The sequence below is a fragment of the Bariatricus sp. HCP28S3_A4 genome (assembly GCF_052066395.1).
GTDB lineage: Bacteria > Bacillota > Clostridia > Lachnospirales > Lachnospiraceae > Allocoprococcus.
On sequence record NZ_JBQHSE010000022.1, the window covers coordinates 17,810 to 43,358 of the forward strand.

20 protein-coding genes are annotated in these 25,549 nt (G+C 44.7%); 5 read left to right on the forward strand and 15 right to left on the reverse strand.

Features of this window, described 5'->3' with window-relative positions; translation table 11 throughout:
* Window position 1: 1 nt before the first annotated feature.
* The 10 genes from ACTNBF_RS11395 to ACTNBF_RS11440 form a co-directional block, all read right to left on the reverse strand.
* A complete protein-coding gene (locus ACTNBF_RS11395; RefSeq protein WP_441089300.1) occupies window positions 2-1,216 on the reverse strand; it encodes a homoserine dehydrogenase in 1,215 nt (404 codons plus the stop codon).
* A gap of 7 nt (window positions 1,217-1,223) precedes the next feature.
* Entirely contained in the window at window positions 1,224-1,667 is a 444-nt protein-coding gene (locus tag ACTNBF_RS11400) for an ACT domain-containing protein (RefSeq protein WP_427807455.1), read from the reverse strand.
* Window positions 1,657-2,767, reverse strand: a protein-coding gene (gene prfB, locus ACTNBF_RS11405) for a peptide chain release factor 2 (protein WP_427807372.1) whose coding sequence is annotated in 2 segments (ribosomal slippage) — window positions 1,657-2,691 and window positions 2,693-2,767 — 1,110 coding nt in all. Because the reading frame shifts where the segments join, the coding sequence is not laid out codon by codon here. The genes ACTNBF_RS11400 and prfB overlap by 11 nt, the downstream gene beginning before the upstream one ends.
* A gap of 37 nt (window positions 2,768-2,804) precedes the next feature.
* Entirely contained in the window at window positions 2,805-5,372 is a 2,568-nt protein-coding gene (gene secA / locus ACTNBF_RS11410; protein WP_427820212.1) for a preprotein translocase subunit SecA, read from the reverse strand.
* Window positions 5,373-5,493: 121 nt separating this feature from the next.
* Window positions 5,494-6,267 (reverse strand): phosphoribosylformimino-5-aminoimidazole carboxamide ribotide isomerase, encoded by a 774-nt coding sequence (gene hisA, locus ACTNBF_RS11415; protein ID WP_441089301.1) that lies wholly within the window; start codon window positions 6,265-6,267, stop codon window positions 5,494-5,496.
* Window positions 6,268-6,465: 198 nt separating this feature from the next.
* The gene (locus tag ACTNBF_RS11420) at window positions 6,466-6,852 is read right to left on the reverse strand and encodes a hypothetical protein (RefSeq protein WP_427807377.1); all 387 of its coding nucleotides are present in this window, start codon (window positions 6,850-6,852) and stop codon (window positions 6,466-6,468) included.
* Between the two features lie 85 nt (window positions 6,853-6,937).
* Entirely contained in the window at window positions 6,938-8,890 is a 1,953-nt protein-coding gene (locus tag ACTNBF_RS11425) for a fructose-1,6-bisphosphatase (protein WP_427807379.1), read from the reverse strand.
* 27 nt (window positions 8,891-8,917) lie between these two features.
* Window positions 8,918-9,676, reverse strand: a complete 759-nt coding sequence (gene dapB, locus ACTNBF_RS11430; protein ID WP_427807381.1) for a 4-hydroxy-tetrahydrodipicolinate reductase — start codon at window positions 9,674-9,676, stop codon at window positions 8,918-8,920.
* Window positions 9,677-9,815: 139 nt separating this feature from the next.
* The gene (gene dapA, locus ACTNBF_RS11435; RefSeq protein ID WP_427807383.1) at window positions 9,816-10,706 is read right to left on the reverse strand and encodes a 4-hydroxy-tetrahydrodipicolinate synthase; all 891 of its coding nucleotides are present in this window, start codon (window positions 10,704-10,706) and stop codon (window positions 9,816-9,818) included.
* A gap of 98 nt (window positions 10,707-10,804) precedes the next feature.
* Entirely contained in the window at window positions 10,805-11,431 is a 627-nt protein-coding gene (locus ACTNBF_RS11440; protein ID WP_427807385.1) for a single-stranded DNA-binding protein, read from the reverse strand.
* A gap of 230 nt (window positions 11,432-11,661) precedes the next feature.
* Between ACTNBF_RS11440 and typA the strand changes: the two genes are divergently transcribed.
* From typA to hpf, 4 genes are all read left to right on the forward strand, one after another.
* Window positions 11,662-13,485 (forward strand): translational GTPase TypA, encoded by a 1,824-nt coding sequence (gene typA / locus ACTNBF_RS11445; RefSeq protein ID WP_441089302.1) that lies wholly within the window; start codon window positions 11,662-11,664, stop codon window positions 13,483-13,485.
* On the forward strand, window positions 13,485-14,381 hold the full coding sequence (locus tag ACTNBF_RS11450) for a phosphatase PAP2 family protein (RefSeq protein ID WP_427807388.1): 897 nt from the start codon (window positions 13,485-13,487) through the stop codon (window positions 14,379-14,381). Before typA ends, ACTNBF_RS11450 begins: the two co-directional genes overlap by 1 nt.
* A gap of 124 nt (window positions 14,382-14,505) precedes the next feature.
* Window positions 14,506-15,117 (forward strand): transporter, encoded by a 612-nt coding sequence (locus tag ACTNBF_RS11455; RefSeq protein WP_427820216.1) that lies wholly within the window; start codon window positions 14,506-14,508, stop codon window positions 15,115-15,117.
* A 153-nt stretch (window positions 15,118-15,270) separates the two neighbouring features.
* Window positions 15,271-15,810 (forward strand): ribosome hibernation-promoting factor, HPF/YfiA family, encoded by a 540-nt coding sequence (gene hpf / locus ACTNBF_RS11460; protein WP_427807392.1) that lies wholly within the window; start codon window positions 15,271-15,273, stop codon window positions 15,808-15,810.
* An 83-nt stretch (window positions 15,811-15,893) separates the two neighbouring features.
* Here hpf and ACTNBF_RS11465 read toward each other — a convergent pair whose 3' ends face one another.
* A complete protein-coding gene (locus tag ACTNBF_RS11465; protein ID WP_441089303.1) occupies window positions 15,894-16,553 on the reverse strand; it encodes a YigZ family protein in 660 nt (219 codons plus the stop codon).
* 225 nt (window positions 16,554-16,778) lie between these two features.
* Between ACTNBF_RS11465 and ACTNBF_RS11470 the strand changes: the two genes are divergently transcribed.
* Window positions 16,779-19,367: a transglycosylase domain-containing protein gene (locus ACTNBF_RS11470; protein WP_441089304.1), complete on the forward strand. Its 2,589-nt coding sequence runs from the start codon at window positions 16,779-16,781 to the stop codon at window positions 19,365-19,367.
* A gap of 100 nt (window positions 19,368-19,467) precedes the next feature.
* Here the strand turns inward: ACTNBF_RS11470 and ACTNBF_RS11475 are convergent, their stop codons facing one another.
* From ACTNBF_RS11475 to ftsH, 4 genes are all read right to left on the reverse strand, one after another.
* Window positions 19,468-20,403, reverse strand: coding sequence for an ROK family glucokinase (locus ACTNBF_RS11475; RefSeq protein WP_427820218.1), 936 nt, complete (start codon window positions 20,401-20,403; stop codon window positions 19,468-19,470).
* A gap of 25 nt (window positions 20,404-20,428) precedes the next feature.
* Complete coding sequence (gene hprK, locus ACTNBF_RS11480) at window positions 20,429-21,349, reverse strand: HPr(Ser) kinase/phosphatase (protein ID WP_427807400.1); 921 nt, start codon at window positions 21,347-21,349, stop codon at window positions 20,429-20,431.
* 19 nt (window positions 21,350-21,368) lie between these two features.
* The gene (gene uvrC, locus ACTNBF_RS11485; protein WP_427820219.1) at window positions 21,369-23,258 is read right to left on the reverse strand and encodes an excinuclease ABC subunit UvrC; all 1,890 of its coding nucleotides are present in this window, start codon (window positions 23,256-23,258) and stop codon (window positions 21,369-21,371) included.
* Window positions 23,259-23,349: 91 nt separating this feature from the next.
* Window positions 23,350-25,446, reverse strand: a complete 2,097-nt coding sequence (gene ftsH / locus ACTNBF_RS11490; protein WP_441049578.1) for an ATP-dependent zinc metalloprotease FtsH — start codon at window positions 25,444-25,446, stop codon at window positions 23,350-23,352.
* Window positions 25,447-25,549: the final 103 nt, after the last annotated feature.

A 25,549-nucleotide genomic window follows, 5' to 3' on the forward strand; every position in this document is an offset into this window, starting at 1 on the left:
CTTATTCTCCTACTCGTATCATATGCAGAATTTCTTCATAAGAATCTGCTTTCCTCTCATAGCATCCTTCTGTCATAACCGGTGTCACAACTCCAAACTCACCTGTCAGGCCTTCCGGCTGTACAAAAGTTACATCACCGAAATCTGCCAGGATTCGATTCTGAAGCTCCTCTTTATTTCCTGCCATTCTTACAAGAAATCTTCTGGATGTATCCCTGCGGTCTTCAAGCTCAAGCTTCTCTCCGGTCCAGAAGTTCATCACATCCTTATCCTGGTTCAAAGCAGCCGCAATCACATCCGCAACTACTGCACTTGCTGTTGGGAGCTTTCCTGCGCCGCTACCGTAGAACATCGCATCTCCAAGCATATTACCTTTTACAAATACAGCATTAAACACATCATTCACACTGTAAAGCGGATGCTCTGCCGGAAGCATCACCGGTGCCACACATGCCGACAAACGGTCTCCTTCTCTCTTGCATTCCGCAATCAGCTTGATCGTCATTTTCATTGCCTTTGCATACAGCATATCTTCCACTGTAATCTTGCTGATTCCTTCTGTGTAAATCTCTTCAAAATCAACCTGTTTCCCGGAAATAATGGAAGACAGGATCGCAATCTTACGGCATGCATCGTACCCTTCTACATCAGCGGTTGGATCTGCCTCTGCATATCCATTTGCCTGAGCTTCTTTAAGAACAGTTTCATAATCGGCTCCCTCGTAGAACATCTTAGTCATCATATAGTTAGTCGTACCATTTAAGATTCCTGCAATTTCTTCAATCTCATCAGCTGTAAGTGAGGATCCGAGCGCTCTTAGGATCGGAATACCGCCTCCTACACTTGCCTCAAAAAGGAAATTAACATGATTCTTACGCGCTGTGGCGAGAAGCTCCGCTCCATGCTTTGCCACTAAAGCTTTGTTTGAAGTAACGACACTCTTTTGGGCCTGAAGAGCCTTGCTTACAAATGTATTGGCAGGTTCCACTCCTCCCATCACTTCCACAACAATCTCAATTTCCGGATCATTCAGGATTACATTGTAATCATGTATGATTTTTTCCTGAATCTTCTGTCCCGGGAAATCCCTGAGATCCAGGACATATTTCACATCAATCTCTCTGCCTGCTCTCCTGGTGATCAGATCCCGGTTCACTTCCAGGACTTCCACAACGCCTGAGCCGACAGTACCATAACCTAATACTGCTATTTTCATATCCACTCTACTCCCTGCCAACAATTTTCAAATAATGCACGCCTTCGTGCTGTTCCAGCTCATCCACCATGTCCGACATATTACCGGTACCGGCCAGCACCTCCACGCTGAGCGTAATTGTCGCCACCCCGTTGATCGGAATACTCTGATGAATCGTCAGGATATTCGCTTTATACTCTGCCACCTTCTGAAGCAGTTCCGCCATTACCCCCGGTGTATCATCAAGCTGGATGACCATCGTGACCGTCTGGCCCTTTTCATTCTCATGAAAGGGAAAAATATCATCTTTGTACTTATAAAATGAGCTCCTGCTGATTCCGATCTCATCGGTGGCCTCCTGAATGGTCATTCCCCGATTCGTGGCGAGAAGTCGTTTGGTCTCCACCACTTTCAGAAGGACTTCCGGAATTGCTTTTTTCTTCACCACAAAGTATTTTGTCTTATCCATGATTGCTCCTTTGCTTCAGATATGCATTGATAAACGGATCAAGTTCTCCGTCAAGGACTGCATTTACATTTCCGTTTTCTTCTCCGGTCCTGTGATCTTTCACAAGTGTGTACGGCTGCATAATATATGACCGTATCTGACTTCCGAAATTAATGTCTCTTACTTCTCCCCGGATGTCAGACATTTTCTCTTCCTGCTCCTGCTTTTTCAACAGATACAGTTTTGCCTTTAACATCTGCATGGCTTTGTCCTTATTGAAAAGCTGTGATCTCTCATTCTGACACTGAACCACGATTCCTGTCGGAAGATGTGTGATTCTCACAGCCGATGATGTCTTATTGATATGCTGTCCACCCGCACCGCTCGAACGGTAGGTATCGATCTTTAAATCATCATCATTGATCTCAATATCTATATCATCTTCAATATCCGGTATCACATCGCAGGATGCAAAAGAAGTCTGTCTTTTGCCCGCAGAATTGAAAGGAGAAATTCTCACCAGACGGTGTACCCCTTTCTCCGATTGAAAATACCCATAAGCATTTTCGCCATTCACCTCAAACGTAATACCCTTTAATCCGGTAATATCACCGTCCTGATAATCCAATACCGTGATGCTGAACCCCTTGTCCTGAGCATATCGGGTATACATTCTGTACATCATATTTGCCCAGTCACAGCTGTCTGTTCCGCCGGCTCCCGCATGCAGTGTCACGATCGCATTGCAGCGGTCATATTCTCCGGACAGCAGCGTCCGGATCCGAAATGCTTCAAATCCTTTTTCAAACGCTTCCAGATCTTTCCGGATCACAGGAATCATCTCGGCATCCTCCTCTTCGTCTGCCATTTCCATCAGCATGACAATGTCATCATAAGATGCCGACATCGCTTCTGCTTCTTTGACAAATTCCTGGAGTGATTTCAATTCTTTCATAACCTTCTGAGACTCTTCTGCATGATCCCAGAACCCCGGTTCTTCTATCTTTCGTTCCAGTTCTTCGACCCTCTGCTTCTTTCCAGGCAGGTCAAAGTGAATCCCTCATTTCCTTCAGCGGTTCCTCATACGCATTTAATACGGTTTTAAATCCGTCTAATTCAACCACAATTTCACCTCTATTCTATATGTTCATGCCACGTCTTCTATTTTCTTCCACAGCACTGTTTATATTTCTTACCGCTTCCACACGGGCACGGATCATTCGGATAAATCTTCTTCTCTGTCCGAACCTTCGGCCCTTTTGCAACAGAATCATCCTTATTCGTTCCGGTCACTTTCGCAACCTGTTCTCTCTCGACTTTCTGTTCTACCTTAACATGGCAGAGCAGACGTACCGTATCTGTTGTGATCGCTCTTGTCATCTCGCCAAACATATCATATCCAAGCATCTTATATTCAACCAGTGGATCTCTCTGTCCATAAGCCTGAAGACCGATTCCCTGACGAAGCTGATCCATATCATCAATATGATCCATCCATTTTGCATCAATGACTCTGAGCAGGAATACCCTCTCCACTTCACGAAGATGTTCTGCTTCCGGGAATTCCGCTTCTTTCGCTTCGTATGCCTTGGCTGCACGTTCTTTCAGAAGATGCTTAAGCTGCTTCATTTCTTTGCCCTTCACGTCTTCTTCTGTAACTGTCTGGATCATCGGGATCACATCCTGAAGTTCTCTGTTCAGTGTGCCGATATCCCAGTCCTCATAATCCTGATCCGGGGAAATATTCGCATCTACTGTATTTTCAACAAAATCGGTGATCATATTGAAAATAGAATCGCGCATATTCTCTCCATCCAGAACGCGTCGTCTTTCTTCGTAAATGATCTCCCTCTGTTCATTCATAACCTGGTCATATTCAAGCAGGTTCTTACGAATACCGAAGTTGTTATTTTCAATCTTCTTCTGTGCTTTTTCAATCGCACTGGAAAGCATCTTATGTTCAATCTGCTCACCCTCTTCTACACCAAGCGTGGTGAAGACGCCCATCAGCTTTTCAGAACCGAACAGACGCATCAGATCATCTTCAAGCGAAATGTAGAATCTGGATTCACCCGGATCTCCCTGACGTCCGGCACGCCCACGCAACTGATTATCAATACGGCGTGACTCGTGACGCTCTGTACCGATGATCTTAAGCCCGCCCGCCTTTCTTGCTTCATCGTCCAACTTGATATCGGTACCACGACCGGCCATATTGGTTGCGATCGTTACTGCTCCGTGTTGTCCGGCCTGCGCAACGATTTCTGCTTCCATTTCATGGAATTTTGCGTTCAATACATTATGCTTTACACCTCGTTTAGAAAGCATCTTGCTGAGGAGTTCGGATGTCTCAATGGTAATCGTACCCACCAGAACCGGCTGGCCTTTGGCATGTGCCTCACAGATCGCATCAATAACTGCATTGAATTTTTCTCTCTTTGTCTTGTATACCACATCCTCCATATCAATTCTCTGAACCGGGAGGTTGGTCGGGATTTCAATGACATCCAGTCCGTAGATGTCACGGAATTCCTTTTCCTCTGTAAGAGCGGTACCGGTCATACCACTTTTCTTCTCATATTTATTAAACAGATTCTGGAATGTGATCGTAGCCAGTGTCTTGCTCTCTCTTCTGACTTTCACATGTTCTTTTGCTTCGATCGCCTGATGAAGTCCGTCTGAGTAACGGCGTCCCGGCATAATACGTCCGGTAAACTCATCTACGATCAACACTTCATTATCTTTTACCACATAATCCTGATCCCGGAACATCATGTAATGTGCACGAAGTGCCAGAATAATGTTGTGCTGGATCTCCAGATTTTCCGGATCCGCAAGGTTCTCAATATGGAAGAACTTCTCAACCTTCTTCACACCTTCTTCGGTCAGGTTGACGTTCCGTTCTTTCTCATTCACAATGAAATCACCGGTCTCTTCAATGTCCTCACCAAGGATGGCATTCATCTTGGAAAATTCACCGCTCGCTTCACCTTTCTGAAGCTGACGGGCAAGTGTATCACACGCCTCGTATAACCGGGTTGACTTTCCGCTTTGACCGGAAATGATCAGAGGTGTTCTTGCCTCATCGATCAGAACCGAGTCCACCTCATCAATAATGGCAAATTTCATGCCACGCTGTACGAGCTGTTCTTTATAGATCACCATATTATCTCTCAGATAATCAAAGCCCAGTTCGTTGTTCGTCACATAAGTAATATCACAGTTATAAGCTGCACGTCTTTCATTATTGTCCATGGAATTCAGCACCACGCCGACAGTAAGTCCCAGGAATTCATGTACTTTTCCCATCCACTCGGCATCACGCTTCGCCAGATAATCGTTGACCGTGACAATATGAACCCCTTCTCCGGTCAGCGCATTCAGGTATGCCGGAAGTGTAGACACGAGGGTCTTACCTTCACCGGTTCTCATCTCGGCAATTCGTCCCTGATGCAGGATAATACCACCAATCAGCTGCACCCGGTAATGACGCATTCCCAATGTTCTCACAGATGCTTCACGTACAACGGCAAATGCCTCCGGCAGGATATCATCCAGCGTCTCCCCTTTTCCCAGTCTCTCCCGGAATTCGCGGGTCTTCGCCTTCAGCTCTGCATCGGACAGCTTCTGCATCTCCGGTTCCAGTGCTTCGATATGATCTACAATCGGATAAATATGCTTTAATTCATTTTCACTGTGTGTACCAAATATCTTTTCAAATATACCCATTCTAATAACTCCTTATGCTAAATTCACTTCTGATTCAAGGACAAAAAAAGCTCTGTTTTTCATTTTATCACTATTTTCCTTATACTTCAATCTATTTATAAACTGTTCACAAACTCTTTTCTCAAAGTTCACACCTTATCATATCCGCATAAGGGATACTTCCACCGAATAGATCCAACGCACTTCCGATCGTGAAATCCAGTTTTCCGCCGCTAAAAGATCGGAATTCCTCCAGATCCTCTCTGCTTCCGATTCCTCCCGCATAAGTCACAGGACATCCGTCCCACTCTGCCAGAAGACGGACCAGCTCTTTCGCCACACCGGAAGCCTTTCCTTCCACATCCACACCGTGAACAAGAAATTCTGCACAAGAATCTGAAAGCTCATCCAGCACTTCCCAGGACAACTTCACATTTGTAAAATTCTGCCAGCGGTTCGTCACAATATAATATCCATCCTCTTTCTTCCGGCAGCTCAAATCCAGAACCACCTGCTCTTTTCCGACTGTATCCACAAGTTTTTTCAGATTATCCCTTCGGATTTCTCCATCACGGAACACATAGGACGTTACGATTACATGGCTCGCACCGGCCTCCAGATATTCCCGGGCATTCTCGGCAGTGATGCCTCCTCCTATCTGAAGGCCGCCCGGATATGCCTCGAGTGCTTTCATCGCCTGCTGTCGGGTCCTCTCATAATATTCCGACGACGGCGGATTCAGAAGAATAATATGTCCTCCCTCTAATCCGTCTCGCCGGTACATTCTTGCATAATGATCCGCCTCATAATGTGAGACAAAATTCGTTTTCGCCTGATCTCCTTCGTCCCTCAGACTACCTCCCACGATCTGTTTCACTTCTCCGTTATGTATATCAATGCATGGCCGAAACTTCATCGTTTCTATGCTCCTTTCCCATCTGTCATATGTACACTTGTACGCTGTACCCGCACATTGTTCTTATGCGAATATACCATTTCCCTTCTGAACTTGCAAGCATCCATCTGTTATTTATCCTGCTTTTTCAAAATTTTCCCACTCCCAAACGGAAAAAAGACTGCACTTTCGCACAATCTTTTCTCCTGACATCTCTTATTATTTTCCTGAATTGTCCGACTGGCTGCGGCTGGTATTATTGGTATTGTTCGTTGTGTTATTCGTTGTATTGTTATTTCCATCGTTTCCCAACACATCATTTACACCATTCGCTACGCCGTCTGTCACATCGTCCACCGCATCCGCCGCATCGTTCACAAGATTATTTCCGTCACGATTATCTGCGTTTCCACTGGTCGCGTCGTTCACATTCGTCCCGTTTCCCGTTCCAGTTCCGTCAGTACTGCCGTTTGTGGTTCCATTTCCATTCGTATCGCCAAATTCATTGTTGGTTCCATCGGTCGCATTGTTGTTTCCACAGGCCGTGACAGATCCCATAGCAAATATGCAGATTCCAATCAGTAGTATTTTCTTAAAAAGCTTCATATTCAATTCTTCCTTTCTGTAAATGTAAAATTCAGGTTACTACTACTATTTACAGAAGCGAAAAAAATATGTATGAAAAATAATTTTAAATTTTTTCGATGATCTTACCGCTGCGGTATGCCTTAAGCAGTTCCTCCAGATCGGCGATCCGCTCACGGATACTATTTCCCACATCCGTATCTCCGACCGTCTTTCTGGAAACAACACGATTGATGATCACACTGTCCGAATGAATATCACGCTCCTTCTCAATAGCTGCCTCGGTTGATTCAAACGGCTCATGTGCCGCAAGGATCAGTCCATAAGAATTGTAGATAAGCGTATATCCTGCAATTCCGGTCTCTTTCTGGTAAGCCTTGGAAAATCCTCCGTCGATAACCATCACCTTACCTCCGCATTTCACCGGATTTTCTCCATTCTTTGTCTTCACAGGTACGTGACCGTTGATGATTCTCGATTTCTTTGTATCCATACCGAATTCCATGAGAACACGATCCATCACTTCTTCATTTTCCAGGAATGTATAATACGGATTTTTATGTTCCTTGTGCAGTTCTACTTCATTCAGAAAATACCGTTCAAATGTAGCCATCTTATCTTTTGCAAACAAAGGTGAATTCTCACCCTGCCAGATATACCACATCAGATCCCGCCCTTTTGCACGTTCCTTCGGATCAATTGCAAAAAATCCTTTTCTCACATAGGAATCCATAAAATCATACAACGCTTTTCCTTTATAGGTCTTGCCATAAATCGTTACTTCTTTCAGATTTCCGTCTTCTGTAAGCGGCACACATCCATGATACAGAAGATTTGAATTGTAGATCTTGTACAGCGATCCTTTGCTAAGAAGAAATCGCATATGCCGCTGGAGTTTCTCACAGTTCTGGAAAGCTGAAACAAGACGTTCCATGATTTCCTCCTCTTCCGGCGACAACGCATACGGGTCAGCCGGATCGATCGTCGGGAAATAATCATCCAGCATGGTGTATTCCTTATCTTCAATTACAATCGTTCCCTTTTCATAATTGATCTTATGCAGGAAATTCCGTTTTTCAAATCCAAATTCCGGATATACTTTAGACATCTGTCCTTCAATCTTGAACTGAATAATTGAAATCGCTTTATGAAGCTTCATATTCAATTCCATTTCCTGAGCGCCGTCGGCACCGCTTCCTTTCAATTTAAAACACTCACACGGATCTTTCGCATATTTTTTCCACGCAAAAGTCGCAAGCGGAAGTAAATTGATTCCATATCCATCTTCCAGGATATCCAGATTACCGTATCTTGCACAGATTCGGATTACATTTGCAATACAGCATTTCTGCCCAGCTGCCGCTCCCATCCAGAGGACGTCATGATTCCCCCACTGGATATCTACCGAATGATGTTCCATCAGCTTGTCCATAATCAGATGCGGTCCCGGACCTCTGTCGTAAATATCACCGACAATATGAAGATGATCCACAACAAGCCTCTGAATCAGTTCACAAAGTGCTACAATAAACTCCTCTGCTCTTCCGATGCGGATAATGGTACTGATAATGGACGCATAATAAGATTCCTTATCTGCCAGTCCCTGCTTTTCTGTAATCAATTCTTCAATTACATAAGAGAAATCCTTCGGAAGCGCCTTTCTCACTTTGGAGCGGGTATACTTGCTTGCCGCTCTCTTACTGATCTCGATCAAACGGTAGAGCGTAATCTTATACCAGTCATCCATATTCGGTTCTGTCTCACGGATCTTTTCCATCTTCTCCCGTGGATAGTAGATCAGTGTTGCCAGTGTCTGCTTATCTCTCGCACTCATCGTGTTTGCAAACACATCATCGATCTTCCGCTTTACAGAACCCGATCCGTTTTTGAGGACATGATTGAACGCCTCATATTCACCATGCACATCCGTTATAAAATGCTCCGTCCCCTTTGGAAGATTCAGAATCGCCTGAAGATTGATGATTTCGGTTGAGGCAGCTGCAATGGTAGGAAATAATTCCGCCAGACGTTCCAGATATTTTTCTTTTAATCCACTCATTTTCATATTCTCCCTGATATTCTTTTTCTAAAACTGAATCACATCACTCATATCATAATGACCTGCCGGCTTCCCTGCAAGGAACTTTGCAGCTTCCACTGCGCCCTTCCCAAAAACAGCTTTGGAGTAAGCCGTATGCTGGAACTCAATGACCTCATCCGCCCCCGCAAAGATGACATCATGCTGTCCCACAATCGTTCCGCCACGCACAGCCACGATTCCGATCTCATTCTTTTCACGTTTTTTGCGTTCCTTGCTTCTGTCATAATTATAGGTATACTTTTCATCCAGTGCTTCATTGATCGAATCTGCAAGTGCAATCGCGGTTCCGCTCGGTGCGTCCACCTTCTGATTATGATGCTTTTCCACCAGTTCGATATCAAACCCTGCCGGTGAGAGGACTTTCGCTGCTTCCTTCAATAATTTCATCAACAAATTGATTCCCAGCGACATGTTCGCTGACCGAAGCACTGCTGTTGACTCCGATGCCTTGTCTACTTTTGCGAGCTGTTCCTCGGAAAGCCCTGTCGTACAGAGTACAACCGGAAGTTTTCTTGCAACACACTCGTCGAGAAGTGCGTTCACAGCCGATGCATTGGAAAAATCGATGACTACATCCGCCTCCACATCGCATTCTGCAAGAGTCTTAAATGTCGGATATGTATTTTCAATTCCTAAATACGCATCCACTCCTGCTACGATTTCAATCTGCTCATCATCCCTGACAAGTCCTGTAATGACCTGTCCCATTTTTCCGTTGCATCCATGCATAATTGCCCTTACCATCAATCCATTCCTCCTTTGGTTCTTTCATAAACATCGTAATTTTTTTCACAATTATCTTTATTTAACAAAAGGGCAGTGCCACCTTCCGGCAGCAAAGCCCTGTCCTATCAATCCCATTTTTACCATTACTGACTTCCAATTAAAGTACAGAAATTCCAAATTTCTTCATCTGTTCAGCTAATTTTGCAGTATTTGCTTCTGTCATCTCCGTGAGTGGCATACGAAGCGGTCCCACTTCCAGCCCCATCAGATTCAATGCCTTTTTTACTGGAATCGGATTGACTTCACAAAACAGCTTCTCGATCAGTGGAAGTGCAGCAAGCTGCATCCGGCAACTTTCTGCCACATTGCCTTTAAAGAAATTCTCACAGATATCATGTGTATAGTCCGGCGCAATATTGGCAAGTACAGAAATCACACCTTTTCCTCCGAGAGAAAGGATCGGAACGATCTGGTCATCATTTCCTGAATACAGATCAATCTTACCGTCCGTCAGATTCATAACTTTCGCAATCTGCGAAATATTTCCCGAAGCTTCTTTGATTCCCACAATGTTATCAACGGTTTTGTAAAGCTCTGCAGCAGTCTCCGGTGCGATATTTACACCGGTACGGCTTGCAACACTGTAAAGAATGATCGGCGCTTTCGCCTCCTTTGCCACCTGAGTGTAATGTGCAACCAGACCTGCCTGTGTACATTTATTATAATACGGAGTTACCAGAAGTAATCCGTCCGCCCCGTCTTCAACCGCTTCTCTCGACATCTGCACCGTTGTATATGTACTGTTGGACCCTGTTCCTGCAATGACCGGAACACGTCCTTTTACACGTTCAATCGTAAAACGGATACAGTCCATATGCTCCTCTTCCGACAAAGTAGAAGACTCTCCTGTAGTCCCACAAATAATAATACTATCTGTTCTATGATTACAGTGAAAATCCAGCAGTTCATCTAATTTATCGTAATTAATACTCTCATCATCATTAAATGGTGTTACGATTGCTACACCAGAACCGGTAAAAATAGACATAATATTCCTCCTGACTTACTTTTCTTGACTATTCACAGTTTATCATTATTTAAAAGCACTGTCAATCAAAGGATTTAGCAAAATATCTCTGCATTCATCTATTCCATACATTCCAGCTTACTTACAGACACCTCATAGGCAACTCTTTTCTCCGTCTCCGTCTCAGACAGTTTCTTCACATATTCCCTGCTCTGGATCCTGCCAAGAACCTGCACATGCTCTCCCACTTCAAATCCGGATGCATACCTTGCATTTCTTCCCCAGCAAATACATGGTATATAATCCGATTTTCCGTATGGTCTATTGACCGCAAGCAGAAGATCTGCAATTTCTCTTCCCAGCGGTGTCTTCCTGTAAATCGGCTCTTTACAGATATATCCATCCAACAGAATACTGTTCGTTTTCGAGCCGTCAGGCTCTTCTTCCATAAAGGAAATCTCCCGCACAAACACGGATAATACCAGACGGTTTTTCTGCTCCTCATGCCGGTTGTAGGACCGGAACTGACCGGATGCCATAATAAATTCTCCTGTATAGTCCTGCGTCACATCGATCAGCCGTTCTGAGACCATCAGAGGAATACGGTCGCAGGAATTGCTGAGCCTTTTCACCAATACCTCCACGATGTAGAATCCTTCACCAAACACCTCGTGACTGAACTCAAATTCGGATGCAACCTGCCCCATAATTGTTACCTGGTTGTTTTCAATAATCTTATCTGACATAGCGTCGTAAATCTCCTTCCTTTTCGTTGGCGTACTTCCGCAGCATTTTTTCCCGGTATAGCTGGCATTTTACCGCACACATTTCACCGGACACATTTATATATCTATGAATCACCCATTTGTTTTAGAACTAAAAATTGAAAATTTTTGATAGTACTTGTAAAATTCCAGAAATGTGATAAACTAAACAAGTTACAACATTATATAGGTAAGAAGAAGGGTAAAAGAACATGAATACAAAGCGTGAAGACATTAGAAATATTGCAATCATCGCCCATGTTGACCACGGTAAAACAACACTGGTGGATGAACTTTTGAAACAGAGCGGCGTATTCCGTGCAAATCAGGAAGTAGCCGAACGTGTCATGGACTCCAACGATATCGAACGTGAGCGCGGCATCACAATTCTTTCCAAAAACACAGCCGTTTTCTATAAAAATACAAAGATCAATATCATTGATACACCCGGCCATGCCGATTTCGGCGGTGAAGTGGAACGAGTTCTCAAAATGGTCAACGGTGTCATTCTTGTTGTTGACGCATTTGAAGGAGCAATGCCTCAGACCAAGTTCGTTCTGAAAAAAGCACTGGCACTGAAGCTTCCGGTCATCGTCTGTATCAATAAGATTGACCGTCCCGAAGCACGGCCGGATGGCGTCATCGATGAAGTACTGGAACTGCTGATTGATCTGGGTGCTTCCGATGATCAGCTTGACTGTCCGTTCATCTATGCATCTGCAAGAGACGGATATGCCACCTACAATGAGGATGATGAACCGAAGGATATGACTCCTCTTTTTGAGATGATCCTGGATTATATTCCTGCACCGGAGGGCGATCCGGATGCCGGCACACAGGTACTGATCAGTACCATCGATTACAACGAGTACGTCGGAAGAATCGGTGTCGGCAAAGTAGACAACGGTACCATCGCCGTGAATCAGGACGTGATCGTTGTCAACCATCACGACCCAGACAAGCAGAAGAAAGTGAAGATCAGCAAACTCTACGAGTTTGACGGACTGAATAAAGTAGAAGTTAAAAAAGCGACTATCGGCTCAATCGTGGCAATTTCCGGTATTGCAGACATTTCCATCGGTGATACGATCTGTTCTGTCGACCAGCCAAGGCCAATCGAATTCCAGAAAATCTCCGAACCTACCATCGCCATGCAGTTCATCGTAAACGACAGTCCATTTGCCGGTCAGGAAGGAAAATTTGTGACTTCCCGCCACATTCGCGAACGTTTATTCCGGGAACTGAATACCGATGTCAGTCTGCGTGTGGAAGAGACCGAGAATACCGACAGCTTCAAAGTTTCCGGAAGAGGTGAACTTCACCTTTCCGTTCTCATCGAAAATATGCGCCGTGAAGGCTATGAATTCGCAGTCAGCAAGGCAGAAGTATTATATAAGACCGATGAAAACGGCAAGAAGCTGGAACCGATGGAGCTTGCTTACATTGATGTTCCGGACGAGTTCACTGGAGTCGTTATCGACAAGCTTAGTCAGAGAAAGGGGGAACTCCGCAATATGGGTATGTCCAACGGCGGTTACACCCGAATGGAATTCTCCATTCCTGCCCGCGGCCTCATCGGATACCGCGGCGATTTTCTGACCGACACCAAAGGAAACGGAATCATGAATACTGCCTTCGACGGCTATGCCCCATATAAAGGTGACATCCAGTACAGAAATCAGGGTTCTCTGATTGCATTTGAAACAGGAGAAGCCGTTGCATATGGTCTTTTCAATGCACAGGATCGCGGTACCCTGTTTATCGGACCGGGCGAAAAGGTATACGCCGGTATGGTTGTCGGTCAGAATGCCAAAACTGACGATATCGAGCTGAACGTCTGCAAGACCAAGCATCTGACAAATACTCGTTCTTCCAGCGCCGACGAAGCACTGAAACTTACACCACCTAAGGTCCTGAGTCTTGAAGAAGCCCTCGATTTCATCGATACCGACGAATTGCTGGAAGTAACTCCGAAATCCTTACGTATCCGCAAAAAGATCCTGGATCCTAAAATGCGTAAACGAGGAATCAGCTAATGAGTTTTTTATGGACACTTTCCGGAATACGTACCCCGCTTCTTGACACGATTTTCCAGCTCATCACGTTTCTCGCGCAGGAGCTGGTCATCATCGCTGTCATCTGTGCACTGTACTGGTGCATCGACAAGAAGCTGGCCGTTCAGATCGGATTCAACTATTTATGCGCAGGACTTCTTGTGCAAAGCCTGAAGATTACGTTCCGGATCCCGCGTCCTTGGGTACTGGATCCGGAATTTAAAGCTGTGGAAAGTGCCATCCCGGCTGCCACAGGGTACTCCTTTCCCAGCGGGCACACACAGAGCGGAACAAGCCTCTTTGCGACACTTGCCATCAACGCCGAAAAATGGTACTGGAAATGTATTTTCGTGCTTACATTTCTTCTGATCGGATTCTCACGGATGTACCTGGGATGCCATACGCCGAAGGACGTGATCACTGCTATGGTGATATCACTCTTCTTTGCCTGGTTTACGCGGAAATACCTGGAACGCTTCACTTCCAATTCGAAATGGACCGGTATCATCACCCTGATCATTATATTGGCAGCCGCACTGGTCTGCATCCAGTCCGCGTACCTTTATAGAAACCAAACGATCGAGTATCGTTACGTGACCGATTGTTTCAAAGCATCCGGCGCCGCACTCGGCTTTGCCGCAGGCTGGTATCTGGAAAATAAAACGCTCCGCTTCTCCCCGAAGGCAAATAACCCTTCCCGGAACGTACTTCTGCTCCGCTATGTGGTCGGGCTTGCACTGACAGTCGTTTTGAAGCTGGTGTTGAAAATCCTTCTTGGGAGCACTCTGATTGGCGAAATGATTCAGTATGGCATTATCATTTTCTGGGTGATTTTCGTATATCCCTGGATATTCAGTCGAAAAATGAAATTTTTATAAAAGAAATAAAAGAACTGTAAAAGAGTAAGAACCGGACTAGTTTCCAGTAAATTCTCCTTTACAGTTCTTTGTTTATTCGATAGAATGAAATTATCAATCAATTTATTTCATAAGGGGGAAATGTATGAAAAAGTATGCTACCGCAATTTTAAGGAAAATGTCTTCATTTCTGGAGATTTTCATCTCGGTCGTGCTTACAGTCAGCATTATACTTGTTGCTGTAAAGCTCGCGATGTCATTGAAAAATATCCCGAATTTTGACATGTATCCGAACTACAGTGATCTTCTGGAAAACTGTCTGAGCCTGATCATTGGTGTCGAAATGATACGAATGCTCTATCAGCAGACACCTTCAACCGTATTTGAAGTTCTGCTTTTTGCCATTGCACGACAAATCATCGTAGAACACTCTAATCCGGTTGCCACCCTGATCGGCGTGATTTCCATCGCGATTCTCTTTGCAACACGTAAATTCCTGTTTGTGGAATTCGATGAATCCGAGCGAGTGATCTTCCGGGCTACCTCAAAGGCAAAGCATGTAAACTCCATCATCCATGTACATATTCCATGTGAGGACAATCAGACACTTCGGGATGTACTCCATAAGCGATTTGAGGAAGAACAGACCGAGATTGGAGTCGGTGCATGTACCTATTTCGATAATTTTGGGCTCCGTGTGGCAAAGATGCATAACGGCGATATATCCCGGGTCGAAGTAATCCGCTCCATTCATTAAGCCAAAATTTATTCTTTTTTCATTGCATGTCCATAGTGAAATAGAGTATAATATTTATAGATTCATAGAACAGTGATTCTATTCTATGGAATGCTCTTATGAGGTGCGTCCGGCACCCTGCATAGGAAATACAAACAAAAGGAGTTGAGCTGTATGAAATTTATCATTAGCGGAAGAAACATCGAAATCACACCAGGTCTCAGACAGGCCGTAGAACAGAAGCTTGGGAAGCTTGAAAGGTATTTTACTCCTGAAACAGAAATCATCGTAACCTTAAGTGTCGAAAAGGAACGTCAGAAAATCGAGGTCACAATCCCTGTCAAGGGCAACATTATCCGCTCTGAACAGGTAAGCAGTGATATGTACGTATCCATCGATTTAGTAGAAGAGATTATCGAGCGCCAGCTTCGAAAGTATAAAACAAAACTCATTGCCAAACATCAGGGTGGACATGACTTCCGCCAGGAATTCATCGATGAAGAGACCAATGCCGAACCGAATCCGGAAGAAATCCAGATCGTCCGCACAAAGCGCTTCGGAATCAAACCGATGTTCCCGGAAGATGCCTGCATCCAGATGGAACTTCTCGGACACAACTTCTACGTGTTCAGCAACGCAGAGACTGATGAAGTCAATGTTGTATATAAGAGAAAGAATGGTACTTACGGACTGATTGAACCTGAATTTCAATAAACATAATCGAATATAGTATAAAGAATGCTGGTCACTTATGTGACCAGCATTTTACTTCAAAGCAGCGTTATTCAATCTCTTTTTTATCCAATCGGAAATATCTCAATCTTCCCGTCAATATCCGCGAAATAACACATATCACCGGATTCCAGCTTCGCCTGTCCGTTTGTTCCTTCCGTAATCTCAGCCAACACTTCCCGTTCCTCCTCCTCCGGAATCAGAACATGAATCTTAACACTGTCCGTATATTCCGTATCTCGCACAAAAAGTTTACGTTGTGCCAGAATGTACTGGATCTTTCCAAGTCCCGTATAATCTGTCCCGATCACATATTCTTTCCCAAGGTATTTTGTAATCACAGTGCTCGCCAACAGACCGGCTTTCGTTGCGGCCTGATAAGCCCTCACCAAACCTCCGGTTCCCAAAAGGGTCCCACCGAAATACCGTGTCACCACGACTGCCGTATCATGAAGCTCTTCTCCCATCAGGACATCCAGCATCGGTTTCCCTGCTGTTCCGCCAGGTTCTCCATCATCACTGCACCGTTGGATCTCGAAATGTTCTCCGATCACATAAGCAAAACAGTTATGCGTTGCATTCCAGTATTTCTTTCTCATCTGCTCGATAAAACCAATCGCCTCTTCCTCACTGTGCACCGGCAAAACCGTAGCAATAAATCTGGACTTTTTTTCCGTAATTTCGCCTTCGCTTCCTTCAAACACTGTCCTATATTTCTTAAGCATCCTTATTCTTTCCCTTCATCTGCGAATTATAATTCCTATGACAAGTATACAAATCCTGATTACCAGATGCAAGACAATTACAAAAATATTACAAATCAACACGATTCGACAAGAATTCGGAAGTTTTTCTTAATTTTCTCATAGGTAATAAGGAAGTTTTTATTTTTCGCTTTATTTAGATTGGTATATTTGCTATAATAAATCAATATGAAGGAGGCAATGTTCATGAATTATGGAAAAAGAAGCGCTTCTAAAAAGCAAAAAAATATTACTTCCAAAGCAAATATGCGAAAGAAAAAAATAGGTGTGCGCCTATTTAAAGGTTTTTTACTCTGTATTGCCGTTGTATGTATCGCAGGCGCAGCAGGTGCCGGGCTTCTGGTAAAACGAATCATTGATAATGCACCGGAGATTACTCCTTCCAGCATCAAACCAGAGGGATATACTTCTGTTGCCTATGCGGATGACAATGCAACGATCATCGAAGATTTCAAGCAGGCCGGTTCCAACCGCGTTTATGTGACAATCGATGAAATTCCGGAAGATCTTCAGCATGCATTTGTTGCTGTCGAAGACTCCCGGTTTTATCAGCACAACGGGATTGACCCCCAGGGAATTCTTCGAGCTGCTGTAGTAGGACTTACAAGCGGACATTTTTCGGAAGGAGCCAGTACAATTACCCAGCAGCTTATTAAGAACAATGTATTTCCAGACTTCATTAATGAAAGTCAGTTGGAAAAGGTTGAACGTAAATTGCAGGAACAGTATCTTGCCCTGCAGCTTGAAAAGCAGCTGAGTAAGGAAGAGATTCTTGAAAGTTATCTCAATACCATTAACCTTGGTCAGAACACATTGGGAGTACAAGCTGCAGCCAAACGTTATTTTGGCAAGGATGTATCCGATCTAACGCTTTCCGAATGCGCAACGATTGCTGCAATTACCAAGAGTCCGGGTGGTTATAACCCAATCACGAACCCAGAGAAAAATGCAGAACGTCGGAAGAAAGTGCTGGACGATATGTTGGAACAAGGGTATATTGATCAAGCTGAACACGATGAGGCACTGGCCGATGATGTTTACTCCCGAATTCAAACGGTGAACACCCAGGTTTTGGAAGAAACGCGTGTTACTTCTTATTTTGTTGATGCACTGATCGACCAGCTGATGGATGATTTGACCTCCGCCGATGGTCTCGGCTATACAGAGACTCAGGCTTACAACGCGATTTACAGCGGCGGTCTCAGCATTTACACAACTCAGAATCTGACGATTCAGGGAATCTGTGACGATGAGCTCAACAACGATGACAATTTCCCATCGAAAACGACCTGGGATCTTGACTACGCATTGACCGTCACCAGGGCAGATGAAGCGCAGACACAGGAAAACTATTCCTTAGGAAATGTAAAGCAATATAATGGTGTGGATTCCAAGTATTTATATAGTTCAAAAGAGGAAGCTTACCAACACATCGAAGCTTTTAAGGCAAGCATCGCCCAGGAGGGAGATACCTATGATGAATACGTGAATCTCGCTCCGCAGCCACAGGCTTCTGTCTGTATCATTGACCAAAGCAACGGTCATATTAAAGCAATGGTCGGAGGGCGTGGCGAGAAAACCACAAACCGTGGACTGAACCGTGCTTACGGCACGACTCGTCAGGCCGGTTCCTGCTTTAAGATTCTTGCTGTTTACGCACCGGCCCTCGACAGTGCAGGTAAGACTCTTGCAGATGTCGAAGTGGACGAGCCATATTACTATCAATCCAATCCAGACAAGCAGGTTCACAACTGGTGGGGCGATTCCTACCGCGGTGCGGTAACGCTTCGGAAAGCAATTGAACAGTCTATGAACGTTATCGCCGTAAAAGTGATCAACGAAATTTCCGTTTCACTTGGCTATGAATATGTAGAGAAATTCGGTATCACCACTCTTTCGAAAGATAAGGATATGGTAGAATCCCTTGCGCTTGGTGGTGTATCACACGGTGTATACAATTATGAACTGACCGCCGCTTATGCCGCAATCGCCAACGGCGGCGTCTATAATAAGCCGATTCTTTACACAAAAGTACTGGATCATGACGGTAATGTGCTGATTGATAATACCAAAAACGAATCGAAAACCATCATCAAAGATACGACTGCTGCCCTCCTGACACTCGCGATGGAAGATGTTGTAACAAAGGGTACTGCAGCACCGTATGCCCAGCTTGAAAATATGCCGGCAGCCGGAAAATCCGGTACAACTTCTGATAATAAGGATCTATGGTTTGCCGGATATACACCTTATTATACCTGTTCCATCTGGATGGGATATGATAACAACCAATCGCTCAGTGACACAAGCTGGTACTACCACGAGCGAATCTGGTCCAATATTATGGATAGAATTAACAGCGCCCTTGGTCTGGCCTATAAAGATTTCACAATGCCATCTTCTCTGGTAAGAAGAACCATCTGTACTGAGACCGGACTACTTGCTTTATCTGATGAATGTCCTTCCATGACAGAATGGTTTGCTCCGGGCACTTATCCGACGGAAACTTGTCCGGGACACGAGCCGGTAGAACCCGAAGAGCCCGAAGAACCGGATGATTCTGAGAATCCGGATGATGGAGGAGGAAGCGGAAACGGCGGAAACAGCGGAAACGGCGGAAATGGAAGTGGAAATGGAGGAAATAGCAGCGGCAATGGCGGTGGAACGCCCACCCCAACAGAGCCTACCACTCCGACAGAGCCTACCACTCCGACAGAGCCTACTACTCCGACGGATCCAACCACTCCAACAGACCCAGGCACATCAGATCAATAGAATAATCCAAAATATCAAAAGGGACGTAACACGAATTATCATTGCGTGTTACGTCCCTTTTTTAACTATCAAACTTGTTTCTTCTGCTTTCCATATGTACTTATTTAAGGATCATCTTAGCCGCCCCACAGATTCCTGCATCATTTCCGAGCTGTGCAAGAGCAAACTGTGTTTCCCTGTTTGCGAAGAATGCTCTTTCCTTAAATGGCCCCTCGATATAGTCGAAAAGGATTTCTCCGGCTCTTGATACTCCTCCCCCAATTACAATGACTGCAGGATCACATGCTGCCGCAAGATTGGCAAGTGCATATCCCAGATATTTTCCAAACTCTTTTGCGACTTCAATTGCTGCCTTGTCATCTTTTTTTACAGCATCAAACACTTCTTTTGCACTGAGTTCCGTAACATCACGCAGCAAACTCGGCTCCTCGTCTTGCGCAAGACGTTTCCGGGCAAGTCTAACAATCCCCGTCGCTGATGCGTATTGTTCCAGACATCCTCTGTTACCACATCCGCAGGGTTCCGTCTCTTCATAATTCACACAAATGTGTCCTATTTCACCGCCTGCTCCATGCTTTCCTATCACACACTCACCGTTGATAATGACTCCTCCACCTACGCCGGTTCCGAGCGTAACCATGACCATGTTGCGATGTCCCTGGCCTCCACCGAGCCACATTTCTCCCAACGCAGCTACATTGGCATCATTTCCCGTAGCAACATGGATTCCGGTCAGTTCCTCCAACTCACGCTTCACTTCCTTGTATCCCCATCCGAGATTTGCGGTATTCGACACAATCCCGTCTTCTGTGACCGGTGCCGGAATTCCAAGCCCGATTCCGAGAATCTGCTGTTTCTCAAGTCCAAACTCCATCATTTTCTTATTAATTGCTTTTGTAACATCCGGAAGAATTGCTTCCCCTGCGTTCTCCGTTCTGGTCTTGATTTCCCATTTATCAACCATCTTTCCATCAAACTGGAACAATCCCATTTTGATTGTCGTTCCTCCAATGTCAACTCCAAAACAATAATTCATTTTCTTTTCTCCTTCTTTTATCTAATTACTTTTTTTGCAGATTTTCCTGAACACGCCGGTATAATTCTTGAGCAGCGTTATACCCCATCTGTTTCTGCCTATGGTTGACAGCTGCCGACTCGACGATAATTGCCAGATTTCTTCCCGGACGAATCGGAATACTATGGCAAACAATGCGGTTGCCCAGGAATTCCGTATATTCTTCTGTAAGTCCAAGACGGTCGTACTCTTTATCCTTATTCCAGTCTTCCAACGTAATCGCCAGATCGATATTCTGTGTTTCTTTCACACTCTGTACACCGAACAAAGTTTTCACATCAATGATTCCGATTCCCCTCAGCTCAATAAAATGTCTTGTAATATTCGGTGCCATTCCGACCAGAGTATCATCACTGACTTTATGGATTTCAACCACATCGTCCGTTACAAGACGATGTCCTCTCTTGATCAGTTCCAGCGCAGCCTCACTCTTTCCAATTCCGCTTTCACCCATAATCAGGACACCGACACCATACACCTCAACCAGAACGCCGTGTATAGAAATGCAAGGTGCAAGTTCTACGTTCAACCAGCGAATGATCTCCGCTGTAAATGCCGAAGTCGGCTTGTCCGTAATAAACACCGGAGTCCCTGTTTCCACTGCTTTCTCAAGAAATACTTTGTCCGGCATCAATTCCCGACAGAAAATGAAGCAAGGAACGCCATAAGACATCAACGTAACATAGATCTTTTCTCTCTGCTCCTCTGACAGTGTCTCCAGATACGTATACTCCACATATCCGATTATCTGCACTCTCTGAGACTCAAAATGATCAAAAAAACCTGCCAGCTGAAGTGCCGGTCTGTTGATATCCGGAATCTTTACTTCACGTTTTGTCAGATCCACTTCCGGTGTCAGATTCTTCAACTTCATTTTTTCCACGATTCTCTGTAACTCAACTCCCATTGTCTGTTCTCCTTTTCCTTTATCTTTTTTCCAGGGATTCATCCTGATCTTTTGTGTCACTCCTAAAGAAATTATACACGCTTCGTGCCGATTTTTCATCCATAGATGGAATTTTTTTCAAATCTTCTATTTCAGCTTTTTTTATTTCATCCAATCCCACAAAATTCTTCATAAGCGCTTTTCTCCTTGCCGGTCCGATACCGGGGATATCATCCAGAATCGAATGAACCTGGCCTTGTCCACGCAGCTTTCTGTGGAATTCAATTGCAAAACGGTGTGCTTCATCCTGGATTCTGGTAATCAGCCGAAAAGCCTCTGAATTTCGATCAATTGGCAGTTCCTCATTATTATAATATAATCCCCTGGTCCGGTGATGGTCATCCTTTACCATACCGCAGACCGGAATCGCAAGATGCAGTTCATCCAGAACTTCCAGCGCCACATTCACCTGACCTTTTCCTCCGTCCATCAGGATCAGATCCGGAAATACCTGGAAACTTCCAAGTTCCTTCCCACTCTTCTGTTCATCCAGTCCATGAAGGAATCTTCTGGTCAACACTTCTCTCATACTGGCATAATCATCTGCTCCCTGAACTCCTTTGATCTTAAATTTTCTGTAATCATTACGTTTCGGTTTTCCACGCTCATATACTACCATGGATCCCACTGAATCAAATCCATTCGTATTGGAAATATCAAAAGCCTCCATCCTCAAAATATTTTGAAGTCCCAGAATACTCTCAATCTCCTTGACCGCCCCGATCGTTCTTCCCTCTTCTCTCTTCAGCCTTTCCTTATCCTTTGCAAGAACCAGCTGCGCATTCTTTGCGGCAAGTTCCACAAGTTTCTCTTTTTCTCCTTTTTTTGGGACCCGCAAATGCACTTTATGCCCTCTCTTCTGCCCCAACCATTGTTCCAGAATGTCCTGGTCTTCCGGTTCTTCCGGAAGCATCAGCTCTCCCGGTATATAAGGTGTAGCAGCATAAAACTGTTTGATAAAACTGGATAGGATCTCACTTACTCCATCTCCTTTTGCAATTCTGAGATAGAAATGATCACGTCCGATCAGCCTGCCGCTGCGAATAAAAAATACCTGGATCACCGCATCCTCCTGCTCTCTCGCAAGCGCAATAATATCCCGATCTTCTCCTCCTGTATCTGTAATCTTCTGTTTTTGGGCAATCTGTCTGACACTTCCGATCAGTTCCCGGTATTCGATTGCTTTCTCAAATTCCAGATTATCCGATGCCTCCATCATCTTCTGTTCCAGATCTCCCAGTATCTTCTCATAGTTTCCATTCAGGAACTTCAGCACCTCATCTACCGACTTTTTGTATTCTTCCTGAGAAATATACCCCTGACATGGAGCATCGCATTGCTTGATATGGTGGTAAAGGCACGGCCGCTCCTTTCCGATATCCTTGGGAAGGCTTCTGTTGCAGCTTCTCAAATGATACAGCTTCCGTACCAGTTCAATCGTATCCTTCACTGCAGTCACACTCGTATAAGGGCCAAAATATTTAGCCTTATCTTTCTTCATCTGACGGGCCATCATAATTCTCGGGTATGCCTCATTTACCGTAACTTTGATAAAAGGATAGCTTTTGTCATCCATCAGCATGGTATTGTATTTCGGGCGGTATTCCTTGATCAAATTACATTCCAGCACTAACGCTTCCAACTCAGAATCTGTGACAATATACTCGAAACGAGTAATGTGTGTCACCATCTGTTCAATCTTCACACCCTTATTACGGCTACTCTGAAAATACTGCCGGACACGATTCTTCAGGCTGATCGCCTTTCCTACATAAATGATCTCATCCTTTTCATCATGCATCAGATAAACGCCCGGACGTCCGGGCAGTTTCTTTAATTCTTCTTCAATAATAAATGTCTGATTTTCCATAGTCCTATTATACTTGTCCGCAGGGAATAATACAAGTGACAAAACGGCGGTCCGCTAAAATCAAGCTGACCGCCGCAAAATATACTTCTATTTATCTGTTCTTAGGAAGAATGAATCCATCCTCATCTTTTTCAGTTTCATTTCCTGAATTGTTTTCTTGATCCAGAAGTCTCTGTTCCTTCTCTTTTGCAGGAAGTTCTCCTGCTTTTTTTGTCTCATCTTCTTCAGGCTCCGGAATTCCTTCGCATTTTCTGAAGATCTTCATGAATTCTTTTCCGGTAATCGTCTCTTCACGAATCAGGAATTCAGCAATCTGATCCATTGTATCACGATGCTCGGATAACAAACGTTTGGCTTCTGCATAAGCCCCTTTCAGCATTTTCATGACTTCCTGATCAATCTCAGAAGCTGTTGCTTCTCCGCAGTTCATGACCGGACGTCCGTCCAGATAACGATTCTGAACTGATTCCAGACCGATCAAGCCGAATTTCTCTGACATACCATACTGTGTAACCATAGCACGTGCAATTCTGGTTGCCTGCTCAATATCGTTGGACGCTCCAGTCGTTACCGTATCGAACACGATTTCTTCCGCGGCACGGCCCGCGAGCATTCCCACCAGCATCGCTTCCAGTTCTGCCTTGGTATTCAGGAACTTCTCTTCTTCCGGTGTATGCATTACATACCCGAGCGCTCCCATCGTTCTTGGAACGATTGTAATCTTCTGCACCGGTTCAGCGTCCTTCTGCAGAGCACTTACCAGGGCATGTCCCACCTCATGGTAAGACACGATCCGGCGCTCTTTCTGACTCATGATCCGGTCTTTCTTCTCCTTACCTACAAGAACCACTTCCACTGCCTCAAAAAGGTCTGCCTGTGATACAACCTGACGCCCGTTCTTCACTGCATTGATGGCAGCCTCATTGATCATATTTGCAAGATCTGATCCCACCGCTCCTGAAGTTGCAAGCGCAATTTCTTCCAGATTCACGGTCTCATCCATCTTGACATCTTTCGAATGTACCTTGAGGACATCAATTCGTCCTTTCAGATCCGGCTTGTCAACGATGATCCGACGATCAAAACGTCCCGGACGAAGCAACGCCGGATCCAGGATCTCCGGACGGTTCGTAGCTGCAAGAAGCAACAACCCTTTATTTGTATCGAATCCATCCATTTCCGCAAGAAGCTGATTCAACGTCTGCTCACGCTCATCGTTTCCGCCGAGCTGGCTGTCCCTGCTCTTACCGATTGCATCGATCTCATCGATGAAGATGATACACGGAGCCATCTGCTGAGCCTGTTTGAAAAGGTCTCGCACTCTGGAAGCACCTACACCGACATACATCTCAACAAACGCAGAACCGGACAAAGAAAAGAACGGCACATTCGCCTCACCAGCAACCGCTTTCGCAAGAAGAGTCTTACCTGTTCCCGGAGGTCCCACAAGCAGTGCACCTTTCGGAAGTTTCGCACCGATACCGGTATATTTCCCTGGATTATGAAGGAAATCTACTACTTCCTGCAGAGATTCCTTTGCCTCATCCTGTCCGGCAACATCCTTAAATGTAACACCGGTAGACTTTTCCACATACATCTTGGCATTGCTCTTACCGATCCCCATCACTCCGCCGCCTTTCGACATTCCTCTCATCAGATAGATGGCCATCCCGATCAGAAATACGAACGGAAGCACTGTTGCAAGGAGGTTCATAACAATGTATGGTGTAGAATCCGGTATCTCGTGGCTGAGCTTCACGCCGGCATCCAGCAGTTTCTGTGTAAGGTTCGGATCATCTACAACTCCAGTATAATACTCTTTTTCAGAAGCAAAGATACTCTTTTTATCTTCCTCCTGATTCTCTTTTACAGCACCCTCAACCACTCCGCTCTCATCAGTTGCCTTATCCTTCTCCGCTGCGATCTCACTCTCGCTCTTCGGTTTGATCACGATCCGGTCTGATTCAATCACAACTTCCTTCACTTCTCCGTCCTCAACCATCTCCATAAAACGGTCATAAGAGATTTCCTGCGCATTATCGTCATCACGCATCTGGAAAAAGGAAAACATAAGAACTGCAACAAGAAGAAGTATGAAAATCAGCATATTCATTCCCTGACGATTGTTCTTATTATTAGGGTTTCCGTTTCTATTGTTAGGATTATTCCTGTTATTTTGATTATTCATAAGTATCCTCCTAGTTTTCATCTCTTCTATTATAAGTAGCTCAAAAACATAAATCAATAAAAAGATTATGAAAAGATTGTAAAAATGACATATACTATAGTAT

What these genes read in the sequence shown, in the direction of transcription:
- ACTNBF_RS11455 (WP_427820216.1), top strand. Translation starts at nt 14,506, where the DNA reads ATGAAAAAGTATGCTACCGCAATTTTAAGGAAAATGTCTTCATTTCTG.
- ftsH (WP_441049578.1), bottom strand. Translation starts at nt 25,446, where the DNA reads ATGAATAATCAAAATAACAGGAATAATCCTAACAATAGAAACGGAAAC.
- ACTNBF_RS11470 (WP_441089304.1), top strand. Translation starts at nt 16,779, where the DNA reads ATGAATTATGGAAAAAGAAGCGCTTCTAAAAAGCAAAAAAATATTACT.
- ACTNBF_RS11420 (WP_427807377.1), bottom strand. Translation starts at nt 6,852, where the DNA reads ATGAAGCTTTTTAAGAAAATACTACTGATTGGAATCTGCATATTTGCT.
- ACTNBF_RS11465 (WP_441089303.1), bottom strand. Translation starts at nt 16,553, where the DNA reads ATGCTTAAGAAATATAGGACAGTGTTTGAAGGAAGCGAAGGCGAAATT.
- uvrC (WP_427820219.1), bottom strand. Translation starts at nt 23,258, where the DNA reads ATGGAAAATCAGACATTTATTATTGAAGAAGAATTAAAGAAACTGCCC.
- ACTNBF_RS11425 (WP_427807379.1), bottom strand. Translation starts at nt 8,890, where the DNA reads ATGAGTGGATTAAAAGAAAAATATCTGGAACGTCTGGCGGAATTATTT.
- ACTNBF_RS11475 (WP_427820218.1), bottom strand. Translation starts at nt 20,403, where the DNA reads ATGAATTATTGTTTTGGAGTTGACATTGGAGGAACGACAATCAAAATG.
- dapA (WP_427807383.1), bottom strand. Translation starts at nt 10,706, where the DNA reads ATGTCTATTTTTACCGGTTCTGGTGTAGCAATCGTAACACCATTTAAT.
- hprK (WP_427807400.1), bottom strand. Translation starts at nt 21,349, where the DNA reads ATGGGAGTTGAGTTACAGAGAATCGTGGAAAAAATGAAGTTGAAGAAT.
- ACTNBF_RS11395 (WP_441089300.1), bottom strand. Translation starts at nt 1,216, where the DNA reads ATGAAAATAGCAGTATTAGGTTATGGTACTGTCGGCTCAGGCGTTGTG.
- dapB (WP_427807381.1), bottom strand. Translation starts at nt 9,676, where the DNA reads ATGGTAAGGGCAATTATGCATGGATGCAACGGAAAAATGGGACAGGTC.
- ACTNBF_RS11440 (WP_427807385.1), bottom strand. Translation starts at nt 11,431, where the DNA reads ATGTCAGATAAGATTATTGAAAACAACCAGGTAACAATTATGGGGCAG.
- typA (WP_441089302.1), top strand. Translation starts at nt 11,662, where the DNA reads ATGAATACAAAGCGTGAAGACATTAGAAATATTGCAATCATCGCCCAT.
- hpf (WP_427807392.1), top strand. Translation starts at nt 15,271, where the DNA reads ATGAAATTTATCATTAGCGGAAGAAACATCGAAATCACACCAGGTCTC.
- ACTNBF_RS11450 (WP_427807388.1), top strand. Translation starts at nt 13,485, where the DNA reads ATGAGTTTTTTATGGACACTTTCCGGAATACGTACCCCGCTTCTTGAC.
- secA (WP_427820212.1), bottom strand. Translation starts at nt 5,372, where the DNA reads ATGGGTATATTTGAAAAGATATTTGGTACACACAGTGAAAATGAATTA.
- hisA (WP_441089301.1), bottom strand. Translation starts at nt 6,267, where the DNA reads ATGAAGTTTCGGCCATGCATTGATATACATAACGGAGAAGTGAAACAG.